The 22,312-nt window shown below is 69.4% G+C and carries 21 protein-coding genes; 11 read left to right on the plus strand and 10 right to left on the minus strand.

Annotated elements, in window-relative coordinates:
- Positions 1-183 precede the first annotated feature (183 nt).
- Positions 184-3,342 carry a sacsin N-terminal ATP-binding-like domain-containing protein gene (locus ACWC1K_RS11220; RefSeq protein ID WP_450830375.1) on the plus strand — a complete coding sequence of 1,053 codons (3,159 nt, stop codon included), beginning with the start codon at positions 184-186 and terminating at the stop codon, positions 3,340-3,342.
- Positions 3,343-3,355: 13 nt separating this feature from the next.
- Here ACWC1K_RS11220 and ACWC1K_RS11225 read toward each other — a convergent pair whose 3' ends face one another.
- Entirely contained in the window at positions 3,356-3,586 is a 231-nt protein-coding gene (locus tag ACWC1K_RS11225; protein ID WP_450830377.1) for a DUF7683 domain-containing protein, read from the minus strand.
- 176 nt (positions 3,587-3,762) lie between these two features.
- Between ACWC1K_RS11225 and ACWC1K_RS11230 the strand changes: the two genes are divergently transcribed.
- The gene (locus ACWC1K_RS11230; RefSeq protein ID WP_450830378.1) at positions 3,763-4,647 is read left to right on the plus strand and encodes a hypothetical protein; all 885 of its coding nucleotides are present in this window, start codon (positions 3,763-3,765) and stop codon (positions 4,645-4,647) included.
- Between the two features lie 27 nt (positions 4,648-4,674).
- Here ACWC1K_RS11230 and ACWC1K_RS11235 read toward each other — a convergent pair whose 3' ends face one another.
- A complete protein-coding gene (locus tag ACWC1K_RS11235) occupies positions 4,675-7,068 on the minus strand; it encodes an HAD-IC family P-type ATPase (RefSeq protein WP_450830379.1) in 2,394 nt (797 codons plus the stop codon).
- Between the two features lie 95 nt (positions 7,069-7,163).
- Positions 7,164-7,445, minus strand: coding sequence for a DUF2530 domain-containing protein (locus tag ACWC1K_RS11240; protein WP_450830381.1), 282 nt, complete (start codon positions 7,443-7,445; stop codon positions 7,164-7,166).
- 111 nt (positions 7,446-7,556) lie between these two features.
- Here ACWC1K_RS11240 and ACWC1K_RS11245 point away from each other — a divergent pair, with 111 nt between their 5' ends.
- Entirely contained in the window at positions 7,557-9,008 is a 1,452-nt protein-coding gene (locus ACWC1K_RS11245) for an NCS2 family permease (RefSeq protein ID WP_450830382.1), read from the plus strand.
- On the opposite strand, the gene ACWC1K_RS11250 is transcribed toward ACWC1K_RS11245, so the two are convergent.
- Complete coding sequence (locus ACWC1K_RS11250) at positions 9,001-9,183, minus strand: ribbon-helix-helix protein, CopG family (protein ID WP_115907461.1); 183 nt, start codon at positions 9,181-9,183, stop codon at positions 9,001-9,003. The genes ACWC1K_RS11245 and ACWC1K_RS11250 overlap by 8 nt on opposite strands.
- Before the next feature lie 154 nt (positions 9,184-9,337).
- On the opposite strand from ACWC1K_RS11250, the gene ACWC1K_RS11255 reads away from it, so the two are divergent.
- Positions 9,338-9,775 (plus strand): MarR family winged helix-turn-helix transcriptional regulator, encoded by a 438-nt coding sequence (locus tag ACWC1K_RS11255; protein WP_030941110.1) that lies wholly within the window; start codon positions 9,338-9,340, stop codon positions 9,773-9,775.
- Between the two features lie 51 nt (positions 9,776-9,826).
- On the plus strand, positions 9,827-11,185 hold the full coding sequence (locus ACWC1K_RS11260) for an MFS transporter (protein WP_450830383.1): 1,359 nt from the start codon (positions 9,827-9,829) through the stop codon (positions 11,183-11,185).
- A gap of 14 nt (positions 11,186-11,199) precedes the next feature.
- Here the strand turns inward: ACWC1K_RS11260 and ACWC1K_RS11265 are convergent, their stop codons facing one another.
- Positions 11,200-11,787 (minus strand): Uma2 family endonuclease, encoded by a 588-nt coding sequence (locus ACWC1K_RS11265; protein ID WP_450830385.1) that lies wholly within the window; start codon positions 11,785-11,787, stop codon positions 11,200-11,202.
- Between the two features lie 110 nt (positions 11,788-11,897).
- On the opposite strand from ACWC1K_RS11265, the gene thpR reads away from it, so the two are divergent.
- The gene (gene thpR / locus ACWC1K_RS11270) at positions 11,898-12,470 is read left to right on the plus strand and encodes an RNA 2',3'-cyclic phosphodiesterase (protein ID WP_450830387.1); all 573 of its coding nucleotides are present in this window, start codon (positions 11,898-11,900) and stop codon (positions 12,468-12,470) included.
- A 209-nt stretch (positions 12,471-12,679) separates the two neighbouring features.
- Here the strand turns inward: thpR and ACWC1K_RS11275 are convergent, their stop codons facing one another.
- A complete protein-coding gene (locus ACWC1K_RS11275; RefSeq protein ID WP_450830388.1) occupies positions 12,680-13,672 on the minus strand; it encodes an aldo/keto reductase in 993 nt (330 codons plus the stop codon).
- A 277-nt stretch (positions 13,673-13,949) separates the two neighbouring features.
- Between ACWC1K_RS11275 and ACWC1K_RS11280 the strand changes: the two genes are divergently transcribed.
- Together ACWC1K_RS11280 and ACWC1K_RS11285 are read left to right on the plus strand one after the other, a co-directional pair.
- The gene (locus ACWC1K_RS11280; RefSeq protein ID WP_344399661.1) at positions 13,950-14,153 is read left to right on the plus strand and encodes a hypothetical protein; all 204 of its coding nucleotides are present in this window, start codon (positions 13,950-13,952) and stop codon (positions 14,151-14,153) included.
- A gap of 15 nt (positions 14,154-14,168) precedes the next feature.
- A complete protein-coding gene (locus tag ACWC1K_RS11285) occupies positions 14,169-15,041 on the plus strand; it encodes a DUF2637 domain-containing protein (protein WP_450830390.1) in 873 nt (290 codons plus the stop codon).
- Positions 15,042-15,048: 7 nt separating this feature from the next.
- Here ACWC1K_RS11285 and ACWC1K_RS11290 read toward each other — a convergent pair whose 3' ends face one another.
- The 3 genes from ACWC1K_RS11290 to ACWC1K_RS11300 form a co-directional block, all read right to left on the minus strand.
- Positions 15,049-15,654, minus strand: a complete 606-nt coding sequence (locus ACWC1K_RS11290; RefSeq protein WP_450830392.1) for a DinB family protein — start codon at positions 15,652-15,654, stop codon at positions 15,049-15,051.
- Between the two features lie 80 nt (positions 15,655-15,734).
- A complete protein-coding gene (locus tag ACWC1K_RS11295) occupies positions 15,735-16,322 on the minus strand; it encodes a Uma2 family endonuclease (RefSeq protein ID WP_450830394.1) in 588 nt (195 codons plus the stop codon).
- A 116-nt stretch (positions 16,323-16,438) separates the two neighbouring features.
- Entirely contained in the window at positions 16,439-17,113 is a 675-nt protein-coding gene (locus ACWC1K_RS11300; protein WP_450830396.1) for an SGNH/GDSL hydrolase family protein, read from the minus strand.
- Positions 17,114-17,252: 139 nt separating this feature from the next.
- On the opposite strand from ACWC1K_RS11300, the gene ACWC1K_RS11305 reads away from it, so the two are divergent.
- The 3 genes from ACWC1K_RS11305 to ACWC1K_RS11315 all read left to right on the plus strand — a co-directional run bounded on the left by ACWC1K_RS11305 (position 17,253) and on the right by ACWC1K_RS11315 (position 21,667).
- Positions 17,253-18,236, plus strand: a complete 984-nt coding sequence (locus ACWC1K_RS11305) for a WD40 repeat domain-containing protein (protein ID WP_450830398.1) — start codon at positions 17,253-17,255, stop codon at positions 18,234-18,236.
- Positions 18,237-18,348: 112 nt separating this feature from the next.
- On the plus strand, positions 18,349-19,857 hold the full coding sequence (locus ACWC1K_RS11310; RefSeq protein ID WP_450830400.1) for a cellulase family glycosylhydrolase: 1,509 nt from the start codon (positions 18,349-18,351) through the stop codon (positions 19,855-19,857).
- Positions 19,858-20,071: 214 nt separating this feature from the next.
- Positions 20,072-21,667 carry an alpha/beta hydrolase gene (locus ACWC1K_RS11315; RefSeq protein ID WP_450830401.1) on the plus strand — a complete coding sequence of 532 codons (1,596 nt, stop codon included), beginning with the start codon at positions 20,072-20,074 and terminating at the stop codon, positions 21,665-21,667.
- Between the two features lie 86 nt (positions 21,668-21,753).
- On the opposite strand, the gene ACWC1K_RS11320 is transcribed toward ACWC1K_RS11315, so the two are convergent.
- The gene (locus ACWC1K_RS11320) at positions 21,754-22,236 is read right to left on the minus strand and encodes a hypothetical protein (protein ID WP_450830402.1); all 483 of its coding nucleotides are present in this window, start codon (positions 22,234-22,236) and stop codon (positions 21,754-21,756) included.
- Positions 22,237-22,312: the final 76 nt, after the last annotated feature.

Genomic DNA, 22,312 nt, shown 5'->3' on the forward strand with positions numbered 1-22,312 from the left:
AGATGCGCACCGGCCGTAATCAGCCCGTCCGGCGTTTGAGGACGAGGCCGTTCAGGCCGATCGGGGTCCGGGGCGGAGCCCCGGTGGGGTCGAAGGGGCAGCGCCCCTGGGGTCGGGACGGGTAGGGGCGGCGGGGGCGGAGAACAACTCGCGGTACCTTCGAGCTCACGCCGATGAGGGCCGATGAGGAGAGCCAACGTGAGCAAGTTCGTGCGGCCTGCACCCGAGGGCGCGGACCCCTTCGGAACCGCCCGCCTCAGGCGAGGCGTACTCGACGCCTGGGCCACCAGCCCCGCCCGCTTCCGCGAGGACGCCAACGCCGAGGAGGACCTCGTCCTCGGCGGCTACCGCGACCGCCTCGTCGTCGAGCTCGCCCAGAACGCCGCCGACGCCGCAGCCCGCGCAGCCGTCCCCGGCCGCCTCCGGCTCACCCTCCGCGACGGCGTCCTCGTCGCCGCCAACACCGGCGCCCCCCTGGACGCGACCGGCGTCGAGTCGCTGTCCACCCTCCGCGCCTCCGCCAAACGCGACGCCCACGACACGGCCGTCGGCCGCTTCGGCGTCGGCTTCGCCGCCGTACTCGCCGTCACCGACGAACCCGCCCTGGTCGGCCGCCACGGCGGCGTCCGCTGGTCCCTCGCCGAGGCCCGGGAACTCGCCGCCGACACGGCACGGCACAGCCCCGGCCTCGGGGACGAGATCCGCCGCCGGGACGGCCACGTCCCGCTCCTGCGGCTCCCCTTCGCCGCCGAGGGCACCGCCCCGGACCCGTACGACACCGCCGTCATCCTGCCGCTGCGCGACACCGCCGCCACCGACCTCGCCGAACGCCTCCTCGGCGCCGTCGACGACGCACTCCTCCTCGCCCTCCCGGGCCTCGAAGAGGTCGTCGTCGAGATCAACGGCGACAGCCCCCGCACCCTCAGCCGCCGCACCAACGGCTCCTTCACCGTCGTGGACGACTCCCTCAGCGGCACCACCCACTGGCGTACGTCCGCCGCCCACGGCCCCCTCACCCCCGACCTCCTCGCCGACCGCCCCGTCGAGGAACGCCTCCGCCCGCACTGGTCCCTCACCTGGGCCGTACCCGTCGACGCCACCGACAGCACCCCTGCCCGCCCCCGCACCAGCGCCGTCGTCCACGCCCCCACCCCCAGCGACGAGCCCCTCGGCGTCCCCGCCCTGCTCATCGCCTCCTTCCCCCTCGACACCACCCGCCGGCACGCGGCGCCCGGCCCCCTCACCGACTTCCTCGTGCAGCGCGCGGCGGACGCGTACGCCGAACTCCTCGCCGACTGGCGCCCGGTGACCGGGGGCATCATCGATCTCGTCCCCGGCCCGCTGGGCAAGGGCGAGCTGGACGGCGCACTGCGCCAGGCGATCCTCGACCGCCTCCCGCGCACCTCTTTCCTCCCGCCCGCCGCCGAACCCGGCAAGGACCACGACCACGACCACGACTCCGACCTCCCGGAGTCCCTGCGCCCCCGTGACGCCGAGATCGTCGAGGGCGCGGGCCACGACACGGTGCAGGTCCTCGCCGAGGTGCTCCCGACCCTCCTGCCCGCCGGGCTCGAACGGCGCGTGGAGCTGCGGACCCTGGGCGTCGCCCGTGTCCCGCTCACCGACGCGATCGACCGCCTCGCCGGTCTTGAGAAGGACCCCGGCTGGTGGCGGCGGCTCTACGACAGCCTCGCCGGCGTCGACCCGGACCGCCTCTCCGGGCTGCCCGTGCCGCTCGCCGACGGCCGTACCACCATCGGCCCCCGCCAGGTGCTCCTGCCCACCGCCGACGCCGCAGGCATCGACCCGGAGGTGCTCGCCCGGCTCGGCCTGAAGGTCGCCCACCCGGACGCGGCCCACCCCCTCCTGGAGAAGCTCGGCGCCCTCCCCGCGACACCCCGCGCCGTCCTCACCACTCCGCAGGTACGGGCCGCCGTGGCCGCCTCCCTCGACGACGACGGCGCACTCGACTGGGAGCAGGACGCGCCCGACGCGGAGGAGCTGGCCGACACGGTTCTCGCGCTCGTACGGGACGCCGGTCTGGAACCGGGCGACGAGCCGTGGCTCGGCGCCCTCGCCCTCCCCGACGAGGACGGCGAACTCGCCCCCGCCGGTGAACTCGTCCTCCCCGGCAGCCCCTTCCACCAGGTCATGCGGGCGGACGAACTCGCCACCGTGGACGCCGAACTGGCCGAGAAGTGGGGCGAACAACCGCTGGCCGCCTGCGGTGTCCTCGCCAACTTCGCCCTGGTACGGGCCACGGACGTGGTGCTGGACCCCGACGAACTGGAGCCGCGCGAAGGCGACTACGCCGAACCCGACGACGCGGGGCTGCTGGACGCCGTGGACGTGTGGAGCGAGGACGTCCTCGACCGCTTCCCGGACACACCCGTACCGCCGGTCGCCACCGAACTGGTCGCCGTACGGGACCTGGACCTGGTCGACGACGACAAGTGGCCGCAGGCCCTCGCCCTGCTCGCCCAGCCACCCCTGCGCGACGCCCTCACCCAGCCGGTGCGGATCCTGCTGCCCGACGGCACGCACGAGGTCGTACGGCCCTACACGGCCTGGTGGCTGCGCGGCCACCCGGTCCTCGACGGCCGCCGTCCCGCCGGCCTGCTGGCCTCCGGTGGCGACCCCCTCCTGCGGGGCCTGTACGACGAGGCCGACGCGACCGGCTTCGAGGACGAACAGGTACTGCGGGCGCTCGGCGTACGGACCTCGGTGCCGGCCCTGCTCGACGAGCCGGGCGGCGCCGCCGAACTCCTGGACCGCCTGGCCGATCCGGAGCGTGAGGTCACGGGAGCCCAACTGCACGCCCTCTACGGGGCGTTGGCCGACCTGGACCCCGAGCAGGTGACCCTGCCGGACGAGCTGCGGGCCGTCGTGGACGGCCGGGTCGAGGTCGTGGACGCCGCCGACGCCGTGGTCGTCGACTCCCCGGACCTGCTGCCCTTCACCGAGGGCGTGCCCCTGCTGCCGGTACGCCCGTCCCGGGCCGCCGAACTGGCCGAACTGTTCCAGGTGCGGCGCCTGAGCGAGTCCGTGACGGGCGAAGTCACCTCCGAGGGCACCGAACACGACGTACCGGACTCGGTACGGGTCCTGCTGGGCGCAGGCACCCCCGCGACCTACGTCGAACACGAGGAACTCGTCGTCGACGGCGTGGAGCTGGACTGGCGGCTGACGGCGGACGGGGTGCTGCACGCGGCCACCCTGGAGGGCGTGGCCGCCGGCCTCGCCTGGGCAGCGGGCCAGTGGCCCCGCCGCTTCGAGGTGGCGGCCCTGCTGGAGGACCCGTCCCGGACGGAGGAGTTGGCGCGGGACCGCTGGTTCGACTGACGGGCCCGCCCTGTCAGTCCGCTTCCACTTCGAGGAAGTACTCGAAGCGGTCCAGGTCGAGGGCGAGGCCGGTCAGCCGGCGGAACCCGTCCGCGTGCTTGCGCTGAAGCGGATACACGTCGGTGAGCCGGGCCGCGGGGACCTCCAGCAGCCCCGCGAAGGCGTCGGCGCCCACCGGCGAGACGTCGGTGACCGACCGCGGTGTGTCCTCGTCCCGGGCGTAGCGGGTGACGAGGAACCTCATGGCGGCTTCGGTATCCCGCCCCGGAGGGAACTCCGGGGCGGCCGGTTTCCGGCTTGGCAAGGGATTTGCAATCCCCGCCAAAAATCGTCTTCGTCCGTACAACTTTTCACAACCGTCACGGATCTCACCCCATGAGCCAACAGGCTCCACGATCACTTTCTCCACTTGGGGAACACATGCGCATACGTGCCACCGTGGCCGCCGTCTCCGGCGCCCTGGCCCTTTCCGCCTTCGCCCTGCCGGCCGCGCACGCCGCCGACGCCCCGTCGTTCAAGACGGAGGCCGCGAAGATTCTCGCCGCGCACTCCGGCAAGACCGCGTTCAGCAGCGACGCCGCCGCCGCGGACCTGGGTGTCACCTTCTCCGACCTCAAGATCGCCAAGGCGGTCAAGGTCGGCACCACGAACCACGTCGCCACCACGGTCACCTACACGCTGACCCACGGGGCGAACTACGACATCAACTCCAGCGACTTCGACAGCGGCCCCCTCATCTACAAGGGCAGCTCGATCAACAGCGCCGAGAACGTGCTCGGCGGCGAACTGCCCGCCACCTGCACGGCCACCTCGGACACCACCGCCACCTGCACGGGCAACATCGACATCTTCCCGCAGAACGAGGACGGCACCGCCGGTGACCTCCTCAACTCGGACGCGGGCACGTGGTCGGCCGGCGCGATCGCGCTGCAGTACAGCACCGGGGACTTCTCCGTGCAGGGCGACCTGGGCAGCACCCTCGTCCAGCGCAACTCCAGGCTGACGGTCAACGCCACCCCGGAGCCGGTCAAGAAGGGCAAGACCATCACCGTGGTCGGCAAGCTCTCCCGGGCCAACTGGGAGGACAACAAGTACCACGGCTACAGCACCCAGCCGGTGAAGCTGCAGTTCCGCAAGAAGGGCTCCAGCACCTACACCACGCTGAAGACCATCAAGACGAGCACCACGGGTGACCTGAAGACGACGACCACCGCCACGGTCGACGGCTACTACCGCTACTCCTTCGCGGGCACCTTGACCACCCCGGCGGTCAACGCCACGGGCGACTTCGTCGACGTGCAGTAGTCAGTAGTCAGTAGTGACTGAGCAGGTCTAGGCAGGAACGCGGCGGTCGACCCACTTCCACAGCACCTCCAGGGCGACCGCCGCCACCGCCGCGATGCCGACCGCGACCCACGGCATCGTCTCGCCGACCAGCTTCAGCGCGAAGAAGTGCTGGAGCTGCGGCACGATCAGCACGAAGAGGAACGCCACGCCCATCGAGGCCACCAGGGCGATCCGCCACCAGGTGTAGGGGCGGGCGATGATCGCCAGGACCCACATGGAGATCAGGAACAGGGTCAGCGTGGCGGCGCTGGTCTCCGCGTCCAACTGGCCCGGCCCCGTGTAGTGGTGACGGGCGATCAGATACGTCACGAAGGTCGCCACCGCGGCCACCACCCCGCCCGGGACCGAGTACCGCATCACCCGCCGTACGAAGTGGGGTTTCGCCCGTTCCTTGTTGGGGGCGAGGGCGAGGAAGAAGGCCGGGACGCCGATCGTCAAGGTCGACAGGAGCGTCAGGTGGCGCGGCAGGAACGGGTATTCCACCTGCCAGCACACCACCAGCACCGCCAGCAGCACCGAGTAGACCGTCTTCACCAGGAACAGGGTCGCCACCCGCGTGATGTTGCCGATGACCCGCCGGCCCTCCGCGACCACCGACGGCAGCGTCGCGAAGCTGTTGTTCAGCAGCACGATCTGCGCGACCGCCCGGGTGGCCTCCGAACCCGAGCCCATGGACACGCCGATGTCGGCGTCCTTCAGGGCCAGCACGTCGTTCACGCCGTCGCCGGTCATCGCGACCGTGTGCCCGCGGGACTGCAGGGCGCCCACCATGTCCCGCTTCTGCTGCGGGGTGACCCGCCCGAACACCGTGCCCTTGTCCAGGGACTTCGCCATCTCCTCCTGCTCGGAGGGGAGGTGCCGGGCGTCCACGGTCGTGCCGGTCAGCCCCAGTTTGGCGGCCACCGCGCCGACCGACACGGCGTTGTCGCCGGAGATGACCTTGGCGCGGACGTCCTGGTCGGCGAAGTAGCGCAGGGTGTCCGCCGCGTCGGGGCGCAGCCGCTGTTCGAGGACGACGAGGGCGGTGGGCCTCGCTCCGTTCGCGGGCTCGGGATCGTCCAGGTCGCGGCCGGCCCGGGCGAGCAGCAGCACCCGTAGGCCCTGCTCGTTGAGCCGTCCGGTCTCCTTGAGTGCCGGATCGCCGGCGGCCAGCAGCACGTCGGGCGCCCCCAGCAGCCATGTACTCGACTCGCCGTTGCCCTCGCTGAAGGTGGCACCGCTGTACTTGCGGGCGGAGGAAAAGGGCAGGGACTCCGTGCAGCGCCAGTCCTCGACGTCCGGGTAGGCGTCGATGATCGCCTGGAGGGAGGCGTTGGGCCGCGGGTCGGACTCGCCGAGGGCGCCGAGGACCTTGCGGACGTACGACTCGTCGGCGCCCTGCAGCGGCCTGAGCTCCGTGACGTCCATGCCGCCCTCGGTGAGGGTGCCGGTCTTGTCCAGGCAGACGGTGTCGATGCGGGCGAGGCCCTCGATGGCGGGGAGCTCCTGGACGAGGCACTGTTTTCGGCCAAGTCGTATGACTCCTATCGCGAAGGCGACCGAGGTCAGCAGCACCAGCCCTTCCGGGACCATCGGGACGATGCCGCCCACCGTCCGCGCGACCGAGTCCTTGAAGCCGTGCTGCTTCACCACCAGCTGGCTGACGACCAGGCCGAGCGCGGTCGGGATCATCATCCACGTCACGTACTTGAGGATCGTCGAGATACCGGTGCGCAGCTCGGAGTGGACCAGGGTGAAGCGGGAGGCCTCCTCGGCGAGTTGGGCGGCGTAGGCCTCGCGGCCCACCTTGGTGGCCTTGAAGGCGCCCCCGCCGGCCACCACGAAGCTGCCCGACATGACCTGGTCCCCGGGTTTCTTGACCACCGGGTCGGCCTCACCGGTGAGCAGCGACTCGTCGATCTCCAGCCCGTCGGCCTCGACGCACACCCCGTCGACCACGGCCTTGTCCCCCGGCCCGATCTCGATCACGTCGTCAAGGACGATCTCCGACGTACTGATCGCGCCGGCCACCCCGTCCCGCCGCACCGTGGGCCGCGCCTCCCCGATCACCGCGAGCGAGTCGAGGGTCTTCTTCGCACGCCACTCCTGGATGATGCCGATTCCGGTGTTGGCGATGATCACGTATCCGAACAGGCTGTCCTGGAACGGCGCGACGAACAGCATGATCAGCCAGAGCACGCCGATGATCGCGTTGAACCGGGTGAAGACGTTCGCCCGGACGATCTCGCCCATCGACCGGCTGCTGCGCACCGGAACGTCGTTGACCTGCCCCCGCGCCACCCGCTCGGCCACCTCGGCCGCGGTCAGCCCCCGCGCCGGCACCGGAACGGGAACGGGGTGCACAGGGTCGAGCTCCGCGCCCGCGTCGATGTGCGTCATGCATTCGACGGTACGTGCGGATTTACGCCTTCACCCGCCGAGTGCCCGGAAGATCCGACCTGGGGATGAGTCGACTCGTGCGGTGGTTGTACGGCCTACTCGGGTACGGGCTGTTCGGCGGACTCCGACTTCAGTGCCGCCGCCCGCTTGATTGCCGCGTCCCGCTTCCGGACGAACCAGACGCCGTACAGCCCGAGCACGCCCCCCGCGAGGCATGTCCACAGCCACCACAGATGCCCGTGGTCGTCGAACCAGCCGTAGAACGGAAGCTGCACCAGGAAGAGGACGAACCAGAGGATCGTGCCGCCGGTGATGGTGGCGACCACGGGGCCCTCAAGGGGCTCCGGCGCCTCGTGCTGGGGGGTCCACTTCGCCATGCGCACAGCTTACGAGGCGGACGGGTCTACGCGCGGAGATAGCGCCACCGGAGTCATATGTTCATACTGAAACCGTTTGCGCACGTCCACTTCTGCTCGTAGGAACCTCCAATGTCCACCTCGGCCCCCGCCAAGGTCCCCACCCCCGAACACCCGGGGAAGGCGCCCGCCTCCGGCGCCCTCGACCGCTACTTCAAGATCTCCGAGCGGGGCAGCACCCTGCCGCGCGAGATCCGCGGCGGTTTCGCCACCTTCTTCGCGATGGCCTACATCATCGTGCTGAACCCGATCATCCTGGGCAGCGCGAAGGACATGTACGGGCACCAGCTCGACAACGGCCAGCTGGTCACGGCGACGGCCGTGACGGCGGCGTTCACCACCCTCCTCATGGGCGTCGTCGGCAACGTGCCGATCGCGCTCGCCGCCGGTCTGGGTGTGAACTCGGTCGTCGCGCTCCAGCTCGCTCCCCGGATGTCCTGGCCGGACGCCATGGGCATGGTGGTCCTGGCCGGCTTCATCGTGATGCTCCTGGTGGCCACCGGACTGCGCGAGCGCGTCATGAACGCCGTGCCCTACAGCCTGCGCAAGGCGATCTCCATCGGCATCGGTCTGTTCATCATGCTGATCGGCCTGGTCGACTCGGGCTTCGTCTCCCGGATCCCGGACGTCGCCCAGACCACCGTCCCGCTCCAGCTCGGCGCCGACGGCCACCTCAACGGCTGGCCGGTCCTGGTCTTCATCCTGGGCGCGCTGCTCACCCTCGCGCTCATCGTGCGCAAGGTCTCCGGCGCGATCCTGATCTCGATCGTCACGATGACCGTCCTCGCGGTGATCATCAACTCCGTGGCGAAGATCCCCACCTGGGGCCTCACGACGCCCAAGTGGCCCGGCAACCCGGTCGCCACCCCGGACTTCGGCCTGATCGGCAAGGTCAGCCTGTTCGGCGGCTTCTCCCACGTCGGTGTGCTGACCGGCATCCTCTTCGTCTTCACCGTGCTGCTCTCGTGCTTCTTCGACGCGATGGGCACGATCATGGGCGTCAGCGACGAGGCCAAGCTGACCGACGCCCAGGGCTATATGCCGGGCATCAATAAGGTCCTGTTCGTCGACGGCCTCGCGGTCGCGGCCGGCGGCGCCAGCTCCTCCTCGGCCACCACCGCGTTCGTGGAGTCCACGGCGGGCGTCGGCGAGGGCGCCCGTACGGGCTTCGCGAACGTCGTCACCGGCAGTCTGTTCGCCATCGCCCTGTTCCTGACTCCCGTCGCCACCATGGTCCCGTCCCAGGCGGCCACCCCGGCCCTGCTCGCGGTGGGCTTCCTGATCCTGGCCGGCTCCATCAAGGAGATCGACTGGGCCGACTACACGATCGCCATCCCGGCCTTCGTGACGATGGTGATGATGCCGTTCACCTACTCGATCACCAACGGCATCGGCATGGGCTTCATCACCTTCGCGGTGCTGCGCCTCGCGGCCGGCCGGGGCCGGGAGGTCCCGGTGGCGATGTACGTCGTCGCGGCGGTGTTCGGCTTCTACTACCTGATGCCCGCGCTCGGTCTCACGTGACGCCGTAGAACCTCTCGGTCTCCTCCACGGCGGACTGGAAGCGCTCGTCGAAGTCATCCCGAATGAGCGTCCGGACGACATAGTCCTGGACGCTCATTCCTCTTTTGGCGGCGTGGTGCCGGAGCCGTTCGAGCAGCTCTCCGTCTATCCGCAGGCTGAGCACACTGGTCCCCATGCCTACGAGGGTCGCGGCACTCTTCGGCGCGGTGTGTCACGTTCCGCGTTTCGATCACCCATATGAGTGATGTTCCCCTTCAGTGGCGCGTGTCACGGACGCTCGGCGCGTCCCGCCTGGTCTTTAGCGAGAGTAATGAGTTATTCTAAAGAACATGTCGGACCTCAGCCATGGCGACGATGCTGCCGCCGTGAACTCCCTGCGATCAGCTGTCATGCGGCTGTCCCGTCGACTCAAGCACCAGCGGGTCGACGAGTCGCTCAGCCCCACCGAGATGTCGGTGCTGGGCACCCTCTCCAACTGCGGTAGCGCCACACCGGGCGAGCTCGCCCGCAAGGAGCACGTGCAGCCGCCGTCGATGACCCGCATCGTCGCGCTGCTCGAGGCCAAGGGGCTGGTCCGGCTGGAGCCGCACCCCGAGGACCGGCGCCAGAAGGTCGTCACCAAGACCGAACAGGCCGAGGCCATGCTCGCGGAGAGCCGCGCCAAGCGGAACGCGTTCCTGGCCAACCTGGTCGACGGCCTCGACGAGGACGAGTGGGCGAAACTGCGCGCCGCCGCCCCCGTGCTGGAGAAGCTGGCCCACCTGTAAGCGGCTCCTCCGGCGTCCGTTGCAGTCGCAGTCACGAGGAGGCGAACCCTTTTGAGTACGGGATCCGGAGCAGATTCCGCCCCCGCACCGACACCTACTACCCCCGCTTCACCCCCGATCTCCCGCAAGTCCTCGATGTTCAGCTCGCTGAGGGTCAGGAACTACCGCCTGTTCTTCATGGGCCAGGTCGTCTCCAACATAGGCACCTGGATGCAGCGCATCGCCCAGGACTGGCTGGTCCTGAGCCTCACCGGCTCCGCCACGGCCGTCGGCGTCACGACGGCTCTGCAGTTCCTGCCGATGCTGTTCCTCGGCCTCTACGGCGGGGTCCTCGTCGACCGCCTGCCCAGGCGCCGCACGCTGCTCTTCACGCAGACCTCGATGGCCGTCACCGGTATCGCGCTCGCCGCGCTCACCCTCTCCGGCCACGTCCAGGTCTGGCACGTCTACCTCGCCGCCTTCGCCGTGGGCCTCGCCACGGTCGTCGACAACCCGGCCCGCCAGTCCTTCGTCTCCGAGATGGTCGGCCCGGACCAGCTGCAGAACGCGGTCAGCCTCAACTCCGCCAACTTCCAGTCCGCCCGGCTGGTCGGCCCCGCCGTGGCCGGCCTGATGATCACCGGCGTGGGCACCGGCTGGGCCTTCCTCTTCAACGGCCTGTCCTTCGTCGCCCCGGTCGCCGGCCTGCTGCTGATGCGGGCGCGCGAGCTGCACGTCGTGGAGCGGGCACCGCGCGGAAAGGGCCAGCTGCGGGAGGGACTCCGCTATGTCGCCGGGCGCCCCGACCTGATCTGGACGATCGTCCTGGTCGGGTTCATCGGGACCTTCGGCTTCAACTTCCCGGTCTACCTCTCGGCCTTCGCGGACGACGTCTTCCACGCGGGCGCCGGGTCCTACAGCGCCTTCAACACCGTGATGGCGGTCGGCTCCCTGGCGGGCGCACTCCTGGCCGCACGGCGCGGCACGGCCCGGATGCGGGTGATGATCGGGGCGGCGGCGGCCTTCGGCGCCCTGGAACTGGTGGCCGCGACCGCACCCTCTCTCTGGCTGTTCACCCTGCTGATGGCCCCGATCGGCATGTTCGGCATGACGATCAACGTCACCGCCAACACCAGCATCCAGATGGCCACCGACCCCGCCATGCGCGGCCGGGTGATGGCCCTCTACATGATGGTCTTCCTCGGCGGATCCCCGATCGGCGCACCCATCGCGGGCTGGGTCACGGACGCGTACGGCGTTCGGGCGGGCCTGGCCGTGGGCGGCGCGATCGCCACGGCGGCGGCCGTCACCATCGGCGTGATCCTTGCCAGGGTCGGCGGACTGCGGCTGTCGGTCGGCTGGAACCGTGGCCACCCGCAGGTGCGGTTCGTGCCACGGGAGCGGCGGGAGGAGCTGGCCGCGGCGGCGTGAGGCGACCGGCCGGGTCAGTCGCGGGGGAACTCGTCCGTCTTGAGGACCAGGCCTACCGGAGTGCCGGTCAGGTCGATGTCCTCCCCGAAGGAGAAGCTGACGTCGCTGTGGTACTTGCCGTCCTTCGGCAGGGTGTGCAGGTGCCACTCGCCGGTGTACGGGTCCACGATCAGGTACACCGGCACCTCGGCCGCGGCGTAGGTGTCCTTCTTCGGGCCGTAGTCGTTGCCCGCCGTGTCCTTGGAGACGACCTCGGCCACGAACTCGACGTCCTGGTAGCGCCAGCGGCCCTTGCTGTCCTTGACCGACCGCTCGGCCATGGCCGCCACGTCGGAGGCGAAGCCGTTCAGATGTCCGGGGAAGTCGATCCGCACGTCCGACGCCAGCCGCTTGCGTGGGTACTTGGCGCGCAGCTGCTCCAGGATCCCGAAGATGATCTCCCAGTGGTTCTGCCGCTGCGGTGACATGAAGATGTTCCCCCCGACGATCTCGATCTTCGTACCCTCGGGGATGGGCATCTTCTCAAGGCACTCGAACAGGACGTCCAGCGTCAGCTCGCCGCGCTCCTCGGCCATCTCGATCCTGTCGTCAAGGACGGTCATCGTGGCGCTCCTCCCCGGCTGCCGCTCGGTCACGGACAGCCGCGCAGTACAACGATACGCACGGTGACCGGGACACGCCGGGTTGGCGGCGCGGTGTGCAGACTGGCCTCATGAGACTCTTCGCCGCCGTGCTGCCCCCCGAGGGGGTCGTCGACGAACTCGCCACCGAGGTGGCGGAATTGAAGAAGCTGCCGCGAGCGGAGGCGCTGCGCTGGACGGCCCGGGAAGGGTGGCACTTCACGCTCGCCTTCTACGGAGAGGTCGACGACGGCCTCGTACCGGAGCTGTCGGCCCGGCTGGAGCGGACGGCACGACGATCCGAGCCCTTCGAGCTGGCCCTGCGGGGCGGTGGCCAGTTCGGGCACGGGCGGGCGCTGTGGGTGGGCGCGGAGGGGGATCTGCCGGCCCTGCGGCTGTTCGCCGACCGCACCGAGGCGGCCGGGCGGAAGGCGGGCGTGGACATGGGGGAGCACCGGCGGTACAAAGCGCATCTGACGGTGGCGCGGAGCCGGGACGCGGTGGACGTACGGCCGTATGTCGCCGCCCTCGGGGAGTTCACCAGCCGTACATGGACGGTGGGCGAGCTGGTGCTGGTGCGGAGCAGGCTGCCGAGGTCCGGGCAGCCGGGGGAGCAGCCGCGTTATGAGGCGGTCGCCCGTTGGGGGCTCGGGGGCGCCGGTTAGGCTCGATGCGTGGACCCGAAAACCCGGAACCGGATCATGGCCGGTGCGCTTGTTCTTTTGTTCGTCGTGGTTGCGGTGACGGCTGCCCTCGGTAGGTAGGGCTTTGCGGGGGAGCGGCGGGGAACTGCGCGTTCGTTGCCGGGTGCGGGCCGTATGTGGCTTGTCGCGCAGTTCCCCGCGCCCCTATAGGGGCGCTCCTGCTCAGGGCGCTACCAGGCGAAGGCCTCCGGGGTCGGGCCCGGGCCCGGGAAGATTTCGTCCAGGCCGGCCAGGAGCTCGTCGCTCAGTTCCAGCTCCGCCGCCCTGATCGCGGACTCCAGTTGCCCGGCCGTGCGCGGGCCCACGATCGGGCCGGTGACGCCGGGGCGGGTCAGGAGCCAGGCCAGGGCGGCCTCGCCCGGTTCCACGCCGTGCTTGTCGAGCAGGTCCTCGTACGCCTGGATCTGGGCGCGGATCGTGGTGTTGGCGAGGGCGTCCGCGGCCCGGCCGCTCGCCCGGCGCCCGCCCTCGACCTCCTTCTTGATCACGCCGCCGAGCAGGCCGCCGTGCAGCGGTGACCAGGGGATGACCCCGAGGCCGTACTCCTGCGCGGCCGGGATGACCTCCATCTCGGCGCGGCGCTCGGCCAGGTTGTAGAGGCACTGCTCGCTGACGAGACCGATGGTGCCGCCGCGGCGGGCGGCGATCTCGTTCGCCTGGGCGATCTTGTAGCCGGGGAAGTTCGAGGACCCGACGTAGAGGATCTTGCCCTGCTGGACCAGGACGTCGATCGCCTGCCAGATCTCCTCGAAGGGGGTGCGGCGGTCGACGTGGTGGAACTGGTAGACGTCGATGTGGTCGGTCTGCAGCCGCTTCAGGCTGGCGTCGACCGCGCGCCTGATGTTCAGCGCGGAGAGCTTGTCGTGGTTGGGCCAGACCTCACCGTCGGCGGCCATGTTGCCGTACACCTTGGTGGCGAGGACGACCTTGTCGCGGTGGGTCGCGCTCTTGGCGAACCAGTTGCCGATGATCTCTTCCGTACGGCCCTTGTTCTCGCCCCAGCCGTACACGTTGGCGGTGTCGAAGAAGTTGATGCCGGCGTCCAGCGCCGCGTCCATGATCGCGTGGCTGTCGGCCTCGTTCGTCTGCGGTCCGAAGTTCATCGTGCCGAGGACCAGTCGGCTGACCTTGAGTCCGGTGCGTCCGAGCTGCGTGTACTTCATGACCACCCAGCCAACGACTTTGAGTGCGCTCTAGGCAAGGGATTCCGCAGAAAATGATCTACCCCCCCAAATGATCTTCGCTGTGGGAGAAGAATTCAAAAGACAAACTGCTGGATTACAAACGCTCTAGTCGATGTTTTCGTCGAATTGGCCTCACTCGTTTGCCGCGCATCCGGAGGAGGGGACGCGGCGTTAGCGGAATATGGCGAAAGCAAGGTTCCTTAACCCGTACCGTTCCGGAGCGACTGCGGAGGATCTTCCCGCCCGTGCTGTGAGCGTGGGGCGCTACACCTTCACTCCCGCCGCGGCCTACTCGGCAGCCGATGCCTGCGGCACCTTGCACGGGGACGGTGCGCGGATCGAACTGCAGGTCACCGGGACCCTGTTCAGTGAGTTCCTGGGAATCCTGGACACGGCGCAGGAGGAACTCGGGCGGCGGTGGAACGATCAGGGACGGTCCGGCTGCCACGCGGTTACATGACGGGGACGGACCTCCATGAACGACGAATACCTGGATCTGTCCTTCACCCCGCACGAACGGTATCCCGGTGACTACCCCACCGGGCTGGCCACCGGCCGGCACCGGGGCCCCGCAGAGGACATGTACGCCACCGGCCCCCTGGTGGAGGGCTGGGACCCGGTCGAGGAACTCACGTCCCTCCTGCAGAACGCCGTGACGGCGGAGCAGGCGGGCAGCGTGTCGCCACCGCCTCGTCGCGAGCCGCCGCCGTCCGATGTCGACTACACGGGCGAGTCGATGGACAACCTGGCGAGGATCACCGCCGAGTTGCCCCCCATCCGGCGCCGAACCGTCCGGCACCGGAAAGTGCGGTTCCGGCTGCGCTTCCGCTTCACATGGCTGCAGACCGTCAGCTTTCTGATCGCCGCACTCGCCGCCGTGATCGTCTCGATGGTGAGCGTGTTCGGCGGCATGGTGGCCTACGCACCTCTGCGGCACGTCGCTTCGGCCACGCAGGGCGGAATACTGACCTGGTGGCCGCTTCTGGTCTACGGCCCCTGGATGGTGGCCTCGCTCTCCATCCTGCGCAGCGCCCTTCACCAACGCAGGGCCGTGCACTCCTGGTTCGTCGTTCTGCTCTTCTCCTTCCTTGCGATGTCACTCTGCGTGGCCGAGGCCGACAGGAGTTTCACCGGGGTCGCCGCGGCGGCCCTGCCGACGCTCGCGTCCCTGGCCTGCTTCCAGCAACTGGTCCGCCAGATCACGCTGACCCGGCCCCCACGCAGGAACATCTCCCGCCACCGTCATCGCCAGACGCCCTCAAGTGCCAAATCCCCAGCGTCCAAGAGTGGTTCGACCACTTCGAAGCCGCGCCCCAGCGGCGGGGGCACGGCGTCGTCCCGAACCTGACCGGGGATCAGGCCGACTTACCGTCGGCCTCCCGCGCCGCACGCTCCAGCCGGTCCCGGTGGCTCTCCCACCAGGCCGCGTCGCCCGACGGCATGCTGTCGTTGCCCTTCTCCATCCCCACCGCGCCGTCGGTGAGTTCGCGGAGGATGTCGGCGTGCCCGGCGTGCCGGTGCGTATCGGCGATCACACGGACCACGACGTGATGCAAGGTCACCTCGTCCCTGCCGTCGGGCCACCACGGCACCCTGCCGACCGTGTCCAGCGGCAGCGCGTCGATCGTCGCGTCCGCGTGTGCCCACACCCGGCGGTAGAGGTCCACGACGTACTCCCGGGACTCGTCGGCGGTGGCCCACATGTCCGCGTCGGGTTCACCGTCCGCTGCCGTCCAGGGCAGCGGCCCGCCGGACAACGGCCGCCCGAAGGTGTCGCCGAGGTAGCCGAACTCCACGCGGGTCGCATGCTTCACCAGGCCCAGGAGGTTGGTGCCGGTCGGTGTGCGCGGGCGGCGGATGTCGTACTCCGAGAGCCCTTCGAGCTTCCAGAGCAGGGCATCGCGGGCGGACTGCAGGTAGAAGCGGAGGTCGGCCTTGGCGTCAGGGGTGGGGGAGGTCATGGGGGCAGTCTGCCGACGGCGCGATCTTTGGTCACCGGCATTTCCCGCAGGCTTTCCGCTGCCTGCGGGAGTCGCCGGGTTCAGTCGCGGGGGAACTCTTCGGTCTTGAGGGTGAGGCCCACAAGGGTGGTGGTCATGTCGACGTCGCCGCCGAATGCGACGGACAGTTCGACGACGTATTCGCCGTCCTTCGGCTGGGTGTAGAGGTGGCACTTGCCCTGGTAGGGGTCGGCGATGAGGTAGACGGGGACCTCGGCGACGGCGTAGGCGGTCTTCTTGGGGCCGTAGTCGTTCGGGGCCGTGCCCTTCGAGATGACCTCGGCGACGAACTCGACGTCCTGGTGGGACCAGAGGCCTTTGGAGTCCTTCTTGGCGCCCTCCCGGATCTTTGCCACATCCGGGGCATAACCGTTCAGACTGCCCGGGAAGTCGATGCGAACGTCCGACAGGACGTTGACGTCCATGCCGAATTCATCCTCGAGAGCCCGGACGATCCTGCGGATGATCTTCCAGTGGATATCCCGTTGCGGCGCCATGAAGACGGTCCCCTCGACGATCTCGACCTTGTAGCCCTCGGGGGTGGCCCGCTCAAGCGACTCGAACAGGCTGTCCAGAGTCAGCTTGCCGCTGTATTCGGCCATCTCGATCCTGTCTTCAAGGACGGTCATCGTGGCGCTCCTCCCCGGCTGCCCCACGGACAGGTGCAGCCGCGCAGTACAACGATACGCACGGTGACCAGGACACGCGGAGAGGAACACATGCCCGATCCCGGCGCCTTCGAGGGTCAGCCCTCGTAGGGCTCCCCGAAGTCCCACGCCTGGTACATCGCGTCCGCGAACGCCCCCGCGATCTTGTGCTCACCGCTCGCGTTCGGGTGCGTGCCGTCGTAGGTGTCGAGATCGATGTCGTACGACGGCGGGGGCGAGGCCAGCAGGAGCGGGGAGCGGGGCTCGTCGAGGTCGGCGACCGCCTTGGCCAGGAGTTCGTTGAAGCGGGTCACCTGCCCGGCAAAGGGGACGTCCGAGGTGGCGCGGACGTTCGGGATCACCGGCAGGACGACGATACGGATGCGCGGGTTGGCCGAGCGGGCCGCCGCCACGAAGCCGTGCACGTTCTGAGCCGTCTGCTCCGCGTTCGTGTAGAAGCCCAGGTCGATCAGGCCGAGGGAGACCAGCAGGACGTCCGCGCGGCAGGAGCGCACCGCCTCCCCGATCAGCGGCGCCATGTGCAGCCAGCCCTCGCCCCAGCCCGCCAGATGGGCGCGCGGGAAGTCGGGTTCGGCGTACTCGTACGACACCGGCGCGTCCGCCGCCTTGTCGTAGAGCGTCTCGCGCGGGCCGACCAGGGCGAACGGGGCGCCGTACGTCTCGCGCAGGTGCTCCCACATCCGGTAACGCCAGGTGTGCTCGCCCGCGCTTCCGATCGTCATGGAGTCACCGACCGGCATGAACCTAAGCATCCGCTCATGATGGACGATCGGGGAGGGTTCAGGGAGGGACCAATGGGACGGGTGGGGTGTGAGGCCTGCCACGCGCCCCTTCCCGCCCCCTCCCCGCGCCCCGCCGGTGAACACCGGGCCGGGATGGCAGGCTTGGGGCATGCGCCGACCGTTCGCTCTCCTCGCCGGGGTCCTTCTCGTGGGCGCCTTCGCCGTGCCCGCATCCGCCGCCGACGGCGACGGCAAGGGTGACCAGGGGTTCACCATCAAGGACTCGCGCATCACCGAGTCCAGCGGCCTGGCCGCCTCCCGTCTGCACCCCGGCATCTACTGGACCCACAACGACAGCGACGACGGGCCGTACCTCTACGCCGTCGACAGCGGCACCGGGAAGACGGTCGCCCGCGTCACCCTCAGCGGCATCGGTTCACCCCGTGACGTCGAGGCCATCTCCATCGGCCCCGACAACCAGATCTACGTCGGCGACATCGGCGACAACCTCGGCGGCAAGTGGCCGTATGTGTGGATCTACCGGCTGCCCGAGCCCAAGAAACTGGTCGACCAGACCGTGCGGGCCACGCAGTACGTGGTCAAGTACTCGGACGGGGCGCGCAACGCCGAGTCGCTCGTCGTCGATCCGAGGACCGGGCGCGCCTACATCATCGACAAGAACGAGAACGGCGGGCACCTGTACGAGGGGCCGGCCACGCTCTCCGCCTCCGGCACGAACTACTTCAGGCCCGTCGCCACCGTCGACCTCTGGGCCACCGACGCCGCGCTCTCCCCGAACGGCAAGCAGCTCGCCGTACGCGGCTACCTCGGCGGGATCTATTACGACTGGAACGGCGGCAGGATCACACGCAAGGGGCGGCTGAACGTTCCGCTGCAGGGGCAGGGCGAGTCCGTCACCTACTCCGTCGACGGCTCGAAGCTCCTGTACGGCAGCGAGGGCGCCGACAGCTCCGTGCAGGCGCAGGACGCGCCGGGCGGGAGCGGGGGTTCCAAGCCGCCCTCCGCGAGCGGGAGTTCCAGTGCCTCGGGCGGGAGCAGTGGCGGTGTGGGCGGCAACCTCAAAGTCGGTGCGCTCGCCGTCGCCGTCGCGGCAGCGGTGGTCTTCGGGATCCGGCGGCTGCTGCGCCGCTGACCGACGTCGTAGTCCTTGACGTGTTCATGTGACATGGCTTCCATGGAGGTGCCGGGTTGTGGGAGCGCTCCCACTCGTTCCGGGCCCGCGCCTCCCGAGAGGAAGCAGCGACATGTTCCGCAGCCTGCGAAGAGCGCTGTGCGCCGTTGCCGCGGCGCTCCTGTTACCGCTGGGGCTCGGTGCCTCGACAGCACACGCGGCCGCCGCCCCCGGCGCCGGCCACTGGCACACCAGCGGCCGCCAGATCCTCGACGCGGCCGGGCAGCCGGTACGGATCGCCGGGATCAACTGGTTCGGCTTCGAGACCGGCAACCACGTCGTCCACGGACTCTGGTCCCGCGACTACAAGTCCATGATCGACCAGATGAAATCGCTGGGTTACAACACCATCCGGCTGCCCTACAGCGACGACATCTTCAAGTCGTCCACTGTCCCCAACAGCATCGACTTCAGCAGCGGCAAGAACGCCGATCTGCAGGGGCTCAGCTCCCTCCAGGTCATGGACAAGCTGGTGGCGTACGCAGGCCAGGACGGCCTCAAGGTCATCCTCGACCGGCACCGGCCGGACTCGGGCGGGCAGTCGGCGCTCTGGTACACGGCGGCCGTCCCCGAGTCGACATGGATCGCCGATCTGAAGGCACTGGCGGCCCGTTACAAAGGCCAGGACACCGTCATCGGCATCGACCTGCACAACGAGCCCCACGATCCGGCCTGCTGGGGCTGCGGCGACACGGCCACCGACTGGCGGCTGGCGGCCGAGCGGGCCGGCAACGCGGTGCTCTCGGTCAACCCCGACCTGCTGATCTTCGTCGAGGGTGTGCAGACGTACGCCGGGGTGTCGGGGTGGTGGGGCGGCAACCTGATGGGCGTCGCCCAGTACCCGGTCCGGCTCGACGTGGCGAACCGGGTCGTGTACTCGGCCCATGACTACGCGACCAGCGTGGCCCAGCAGCCCTGGTTCAGCGATCCGGCGTTCCCCGCCAACATGCCGGGCGTCTGGGACAAGTACTGGGGCTACATCTTCAAGCAGAACATCGCGCCCGTGTGGGTCGGCGAGTTCGGTACGACGCTCCAGTCGACCGTCGACCAGAAGTGGCTGGCGGCCCTCGTGGACTATCTGCGGCCGACGTCGACGTACGGCTCGGACTCCTTCCACTGGACCTTCTGGTCCTGGAACCCCAACTCCGGTGACACGGGCGGGATTCTGAAGGACGACTGGCAGACCGTGGACACCGTCAAGGACGGGTATCTGGCGAGTGTCAAGGCACCGGGCTTCCCGCCGGGCGGCGGCGGAGGAGGGGGCGGGGGTGGCGGCGGCACGGCTGCCTGCACCGCCGCCTACACCGTCAGCAGCGACTGGGGCGGCGGCTTCAACGCCGAGGTGAAGGTGACCAACACCGGGACCACCGCGATCAGTGCATGGAAGGTGACCTGGACCTGGAGCGGGTCACAGAAGGTCACGAACATGTGGAACGCGTCGTACACGCAGTCCGGGACGACGGTGACCGCCACGAACGCCGCTCACAACGGGACGGTGGCCGTGGGCGGTTCGGCGAGCCTCGGGTTCGGCGGGGCGCCGGGAGGCGGGAGCGTGCCGACCGTGACCTGCACGGCGACATGAACGGCGCGATCCGTACGGTGGCATGAGCGAGGGGGCGCCCGGCCGAGTGCCGGGTGCCCCCTCCGTGTCGTCCACGCGGCCGGGGCCGTCGGATCACAGCTGGTTCAAATTTTCGGTCGGGATGTTCTCCGGCGGCACACTTTTCCGCAAAGATCACGCCAGGACCGCCAACCTTCTGATACTTGCCCAACCCCCCATGCTCTGAAGGACCTTCATGAGAAGAAGTACAGCCGTGCTGTGCGGTGCGACCGTCGTCCTCGCCGGCTCGCTCACCGCCGTCCCGGCCCAGGCCGACGTCCCGCAGTCCGCGCAGGCGTCGAGCCTCACCTGGAAGAAGTGCGGCACGGACGACTACCCGACCCTCCAGTGCGCGTCGGTGAAGGTGCCCCTGAACTACGCCAAGCCCGAGGGGCGGAAGATAACCCTCGCCCTGTCCCGCGTGCCGCACACCGCACACCACTACCAGGGCCCGCTGCTGGTCAACCCCGGCGGCCCCGGCGGCAGCGGCCTGACCCTCGCCGGCTTCGTCGCGTCCGCGCTCCCCAAGCAGGTCGCGAGCCAGTACGACGTCATCGGCTTCGACCCGCGCGGCGTCGGCAAGAGCAAGCCCGCCCTGGACTGCGTGCCGGGCTACTTCAACCCGGTCCGCCCGGACTCCGTGCCCAGCACGGCCGCGATCGAGAAGGCCAACCTCGCGCGCGCCAAGTCCTTCGCCAAGGCCTGCGGCACCAAGTACAAGGACGTGTTGCCGTACATCAACACGATCAGCGCCGTGAAGGACATGGACTCGATCCGCAAGTCCCTCGGCGCGAAGAAGATCAACTACTTCGGCTACTCGTACGGCACCTACCTGGGCCAGGTCTACGGCAAGCTCTTCCCGAACCGGGTGCGCCGCCTGGTGCTGGACTCCATCGTCGACCCCGACGGAGTCTGGTACGACGACAACATCGGGCAGGACTACGCCTTCGACGCCCGGCACAAGGCGCTGATGGCCTGGATCGCCAAGTACCACAGCACGTACAAGCTCGGCACCGACCCGGCCAAGATCGAGGCCAAGTGGTACGCGATGCGGGCGGAACTCGCCAAGACGCCGGCCGGCGGCAAGGTCGGCGCCTCCGAGCTGGAGGACATCTTCATCCCCGGCGGGTACTACAACGGCTACTGGCCCACGCTGGCCGAGGCGTTCGCGTCCTACGTGAACGACAAGAAGACCGCCCCGCTGGTCAAGGCGTACGAGAGCATCGCGGCCATCGACGCCTCCGGTGACAACGGCTACAGCATCTACACCGCCGTCCAGTGCCGTGACGTCTCCTGGCCGCGCGACTGGAAGCAGTGGCAGAAGGACAACTGGAAGGTGTACTCCAAGGCCCCGTTCATGGCCTGGAACAACGCCTGGTACAACGCGCCGTGCGCGTTCTGGCCCACGAAGACCCTGAAGCCGGTGAACGTCGCCAACTCCAAGCTCCCGCCGGTGCTCCTCTTCCAGGCGACGGACGACGCGGCCACCCCGTACCAGGGCGGTGTCACCGTGCACCGTCTGCTCAAGCACTCCAGCCTGGTCGTGGAGCAGGGCGGCGGCAACCACGGCATCTCGCTGAGCGGCAACGCCTGCCTCGACAAGTACCTGGTGAAGTACCTCACCGACGGCACGGTGCCGCGCGGCAGCGGTGTGGCCGACGCGGTCTGCAAGAAGACCCCCGACCCCAAGCCGGAGGCCGCGGCCTCGGTGATGTCCGCGGCGACCGCCGGACAGCCGGCCACGGCGCCGAGCGGGGCCGGTCTGCACGATCTCCTCGGCTTCCGCGGCTGAGCAGACAAGGCTGAATCAGCACTGCAGGACCGAACAAGCAGGGCGCCCGGTAGCTAGCCGGGCGCCCTCGTCGTCGTGGTCGGAGCTCAGCCGCGCACCGGCATGATCCCGTGCAGCCGGCGTGGTTTGGGGGCGTCCAGCATGCTGACGCCGTTGTAGCGGCGGCTCCGGAGGAAGAGCACAGGAGCGGCGACGAAGGTGACGAAGATCGAGACGACGCTGATGGGGAAGAGCGTGGGGAGGGACTGGCCCTCGGGGAGAGTCTTTCCGCCCTCGTGGACGGCGTAGCCGAACGCCATGAGCAGCACCAGCACGGACAGGGCGGCCAGCACCAGCAGAATGGCCGCGGTCCTTCGGGTGTGGCCCTCGTCGCGGACCTGTGCCAGCAGGGACGCCTCGCACTCGGGGCAGGTCAGCTCGACGGTGTGCTTGCCCGACGCAGGCCGGCGCACCCGGTAGACGCTGTCCCGCCAGGTGATCCTGCGGGTCCTGGTCAGGAAGCCCGTCGTCCTGTCGCTGAGGATGTGGCGCACCGCGACCTGCACGGTGCCCGGTGTCGGTCTGTTCATGCCCCAGCCGTACCCCACGCACAGGGCCCTGTCACCGACAGGGCCCTGCAACAAGCTGCGGAACTATGGGGTTTGA

The organism is Streptomyces sp. NPDC001492, from assembly GCF_053597275.1.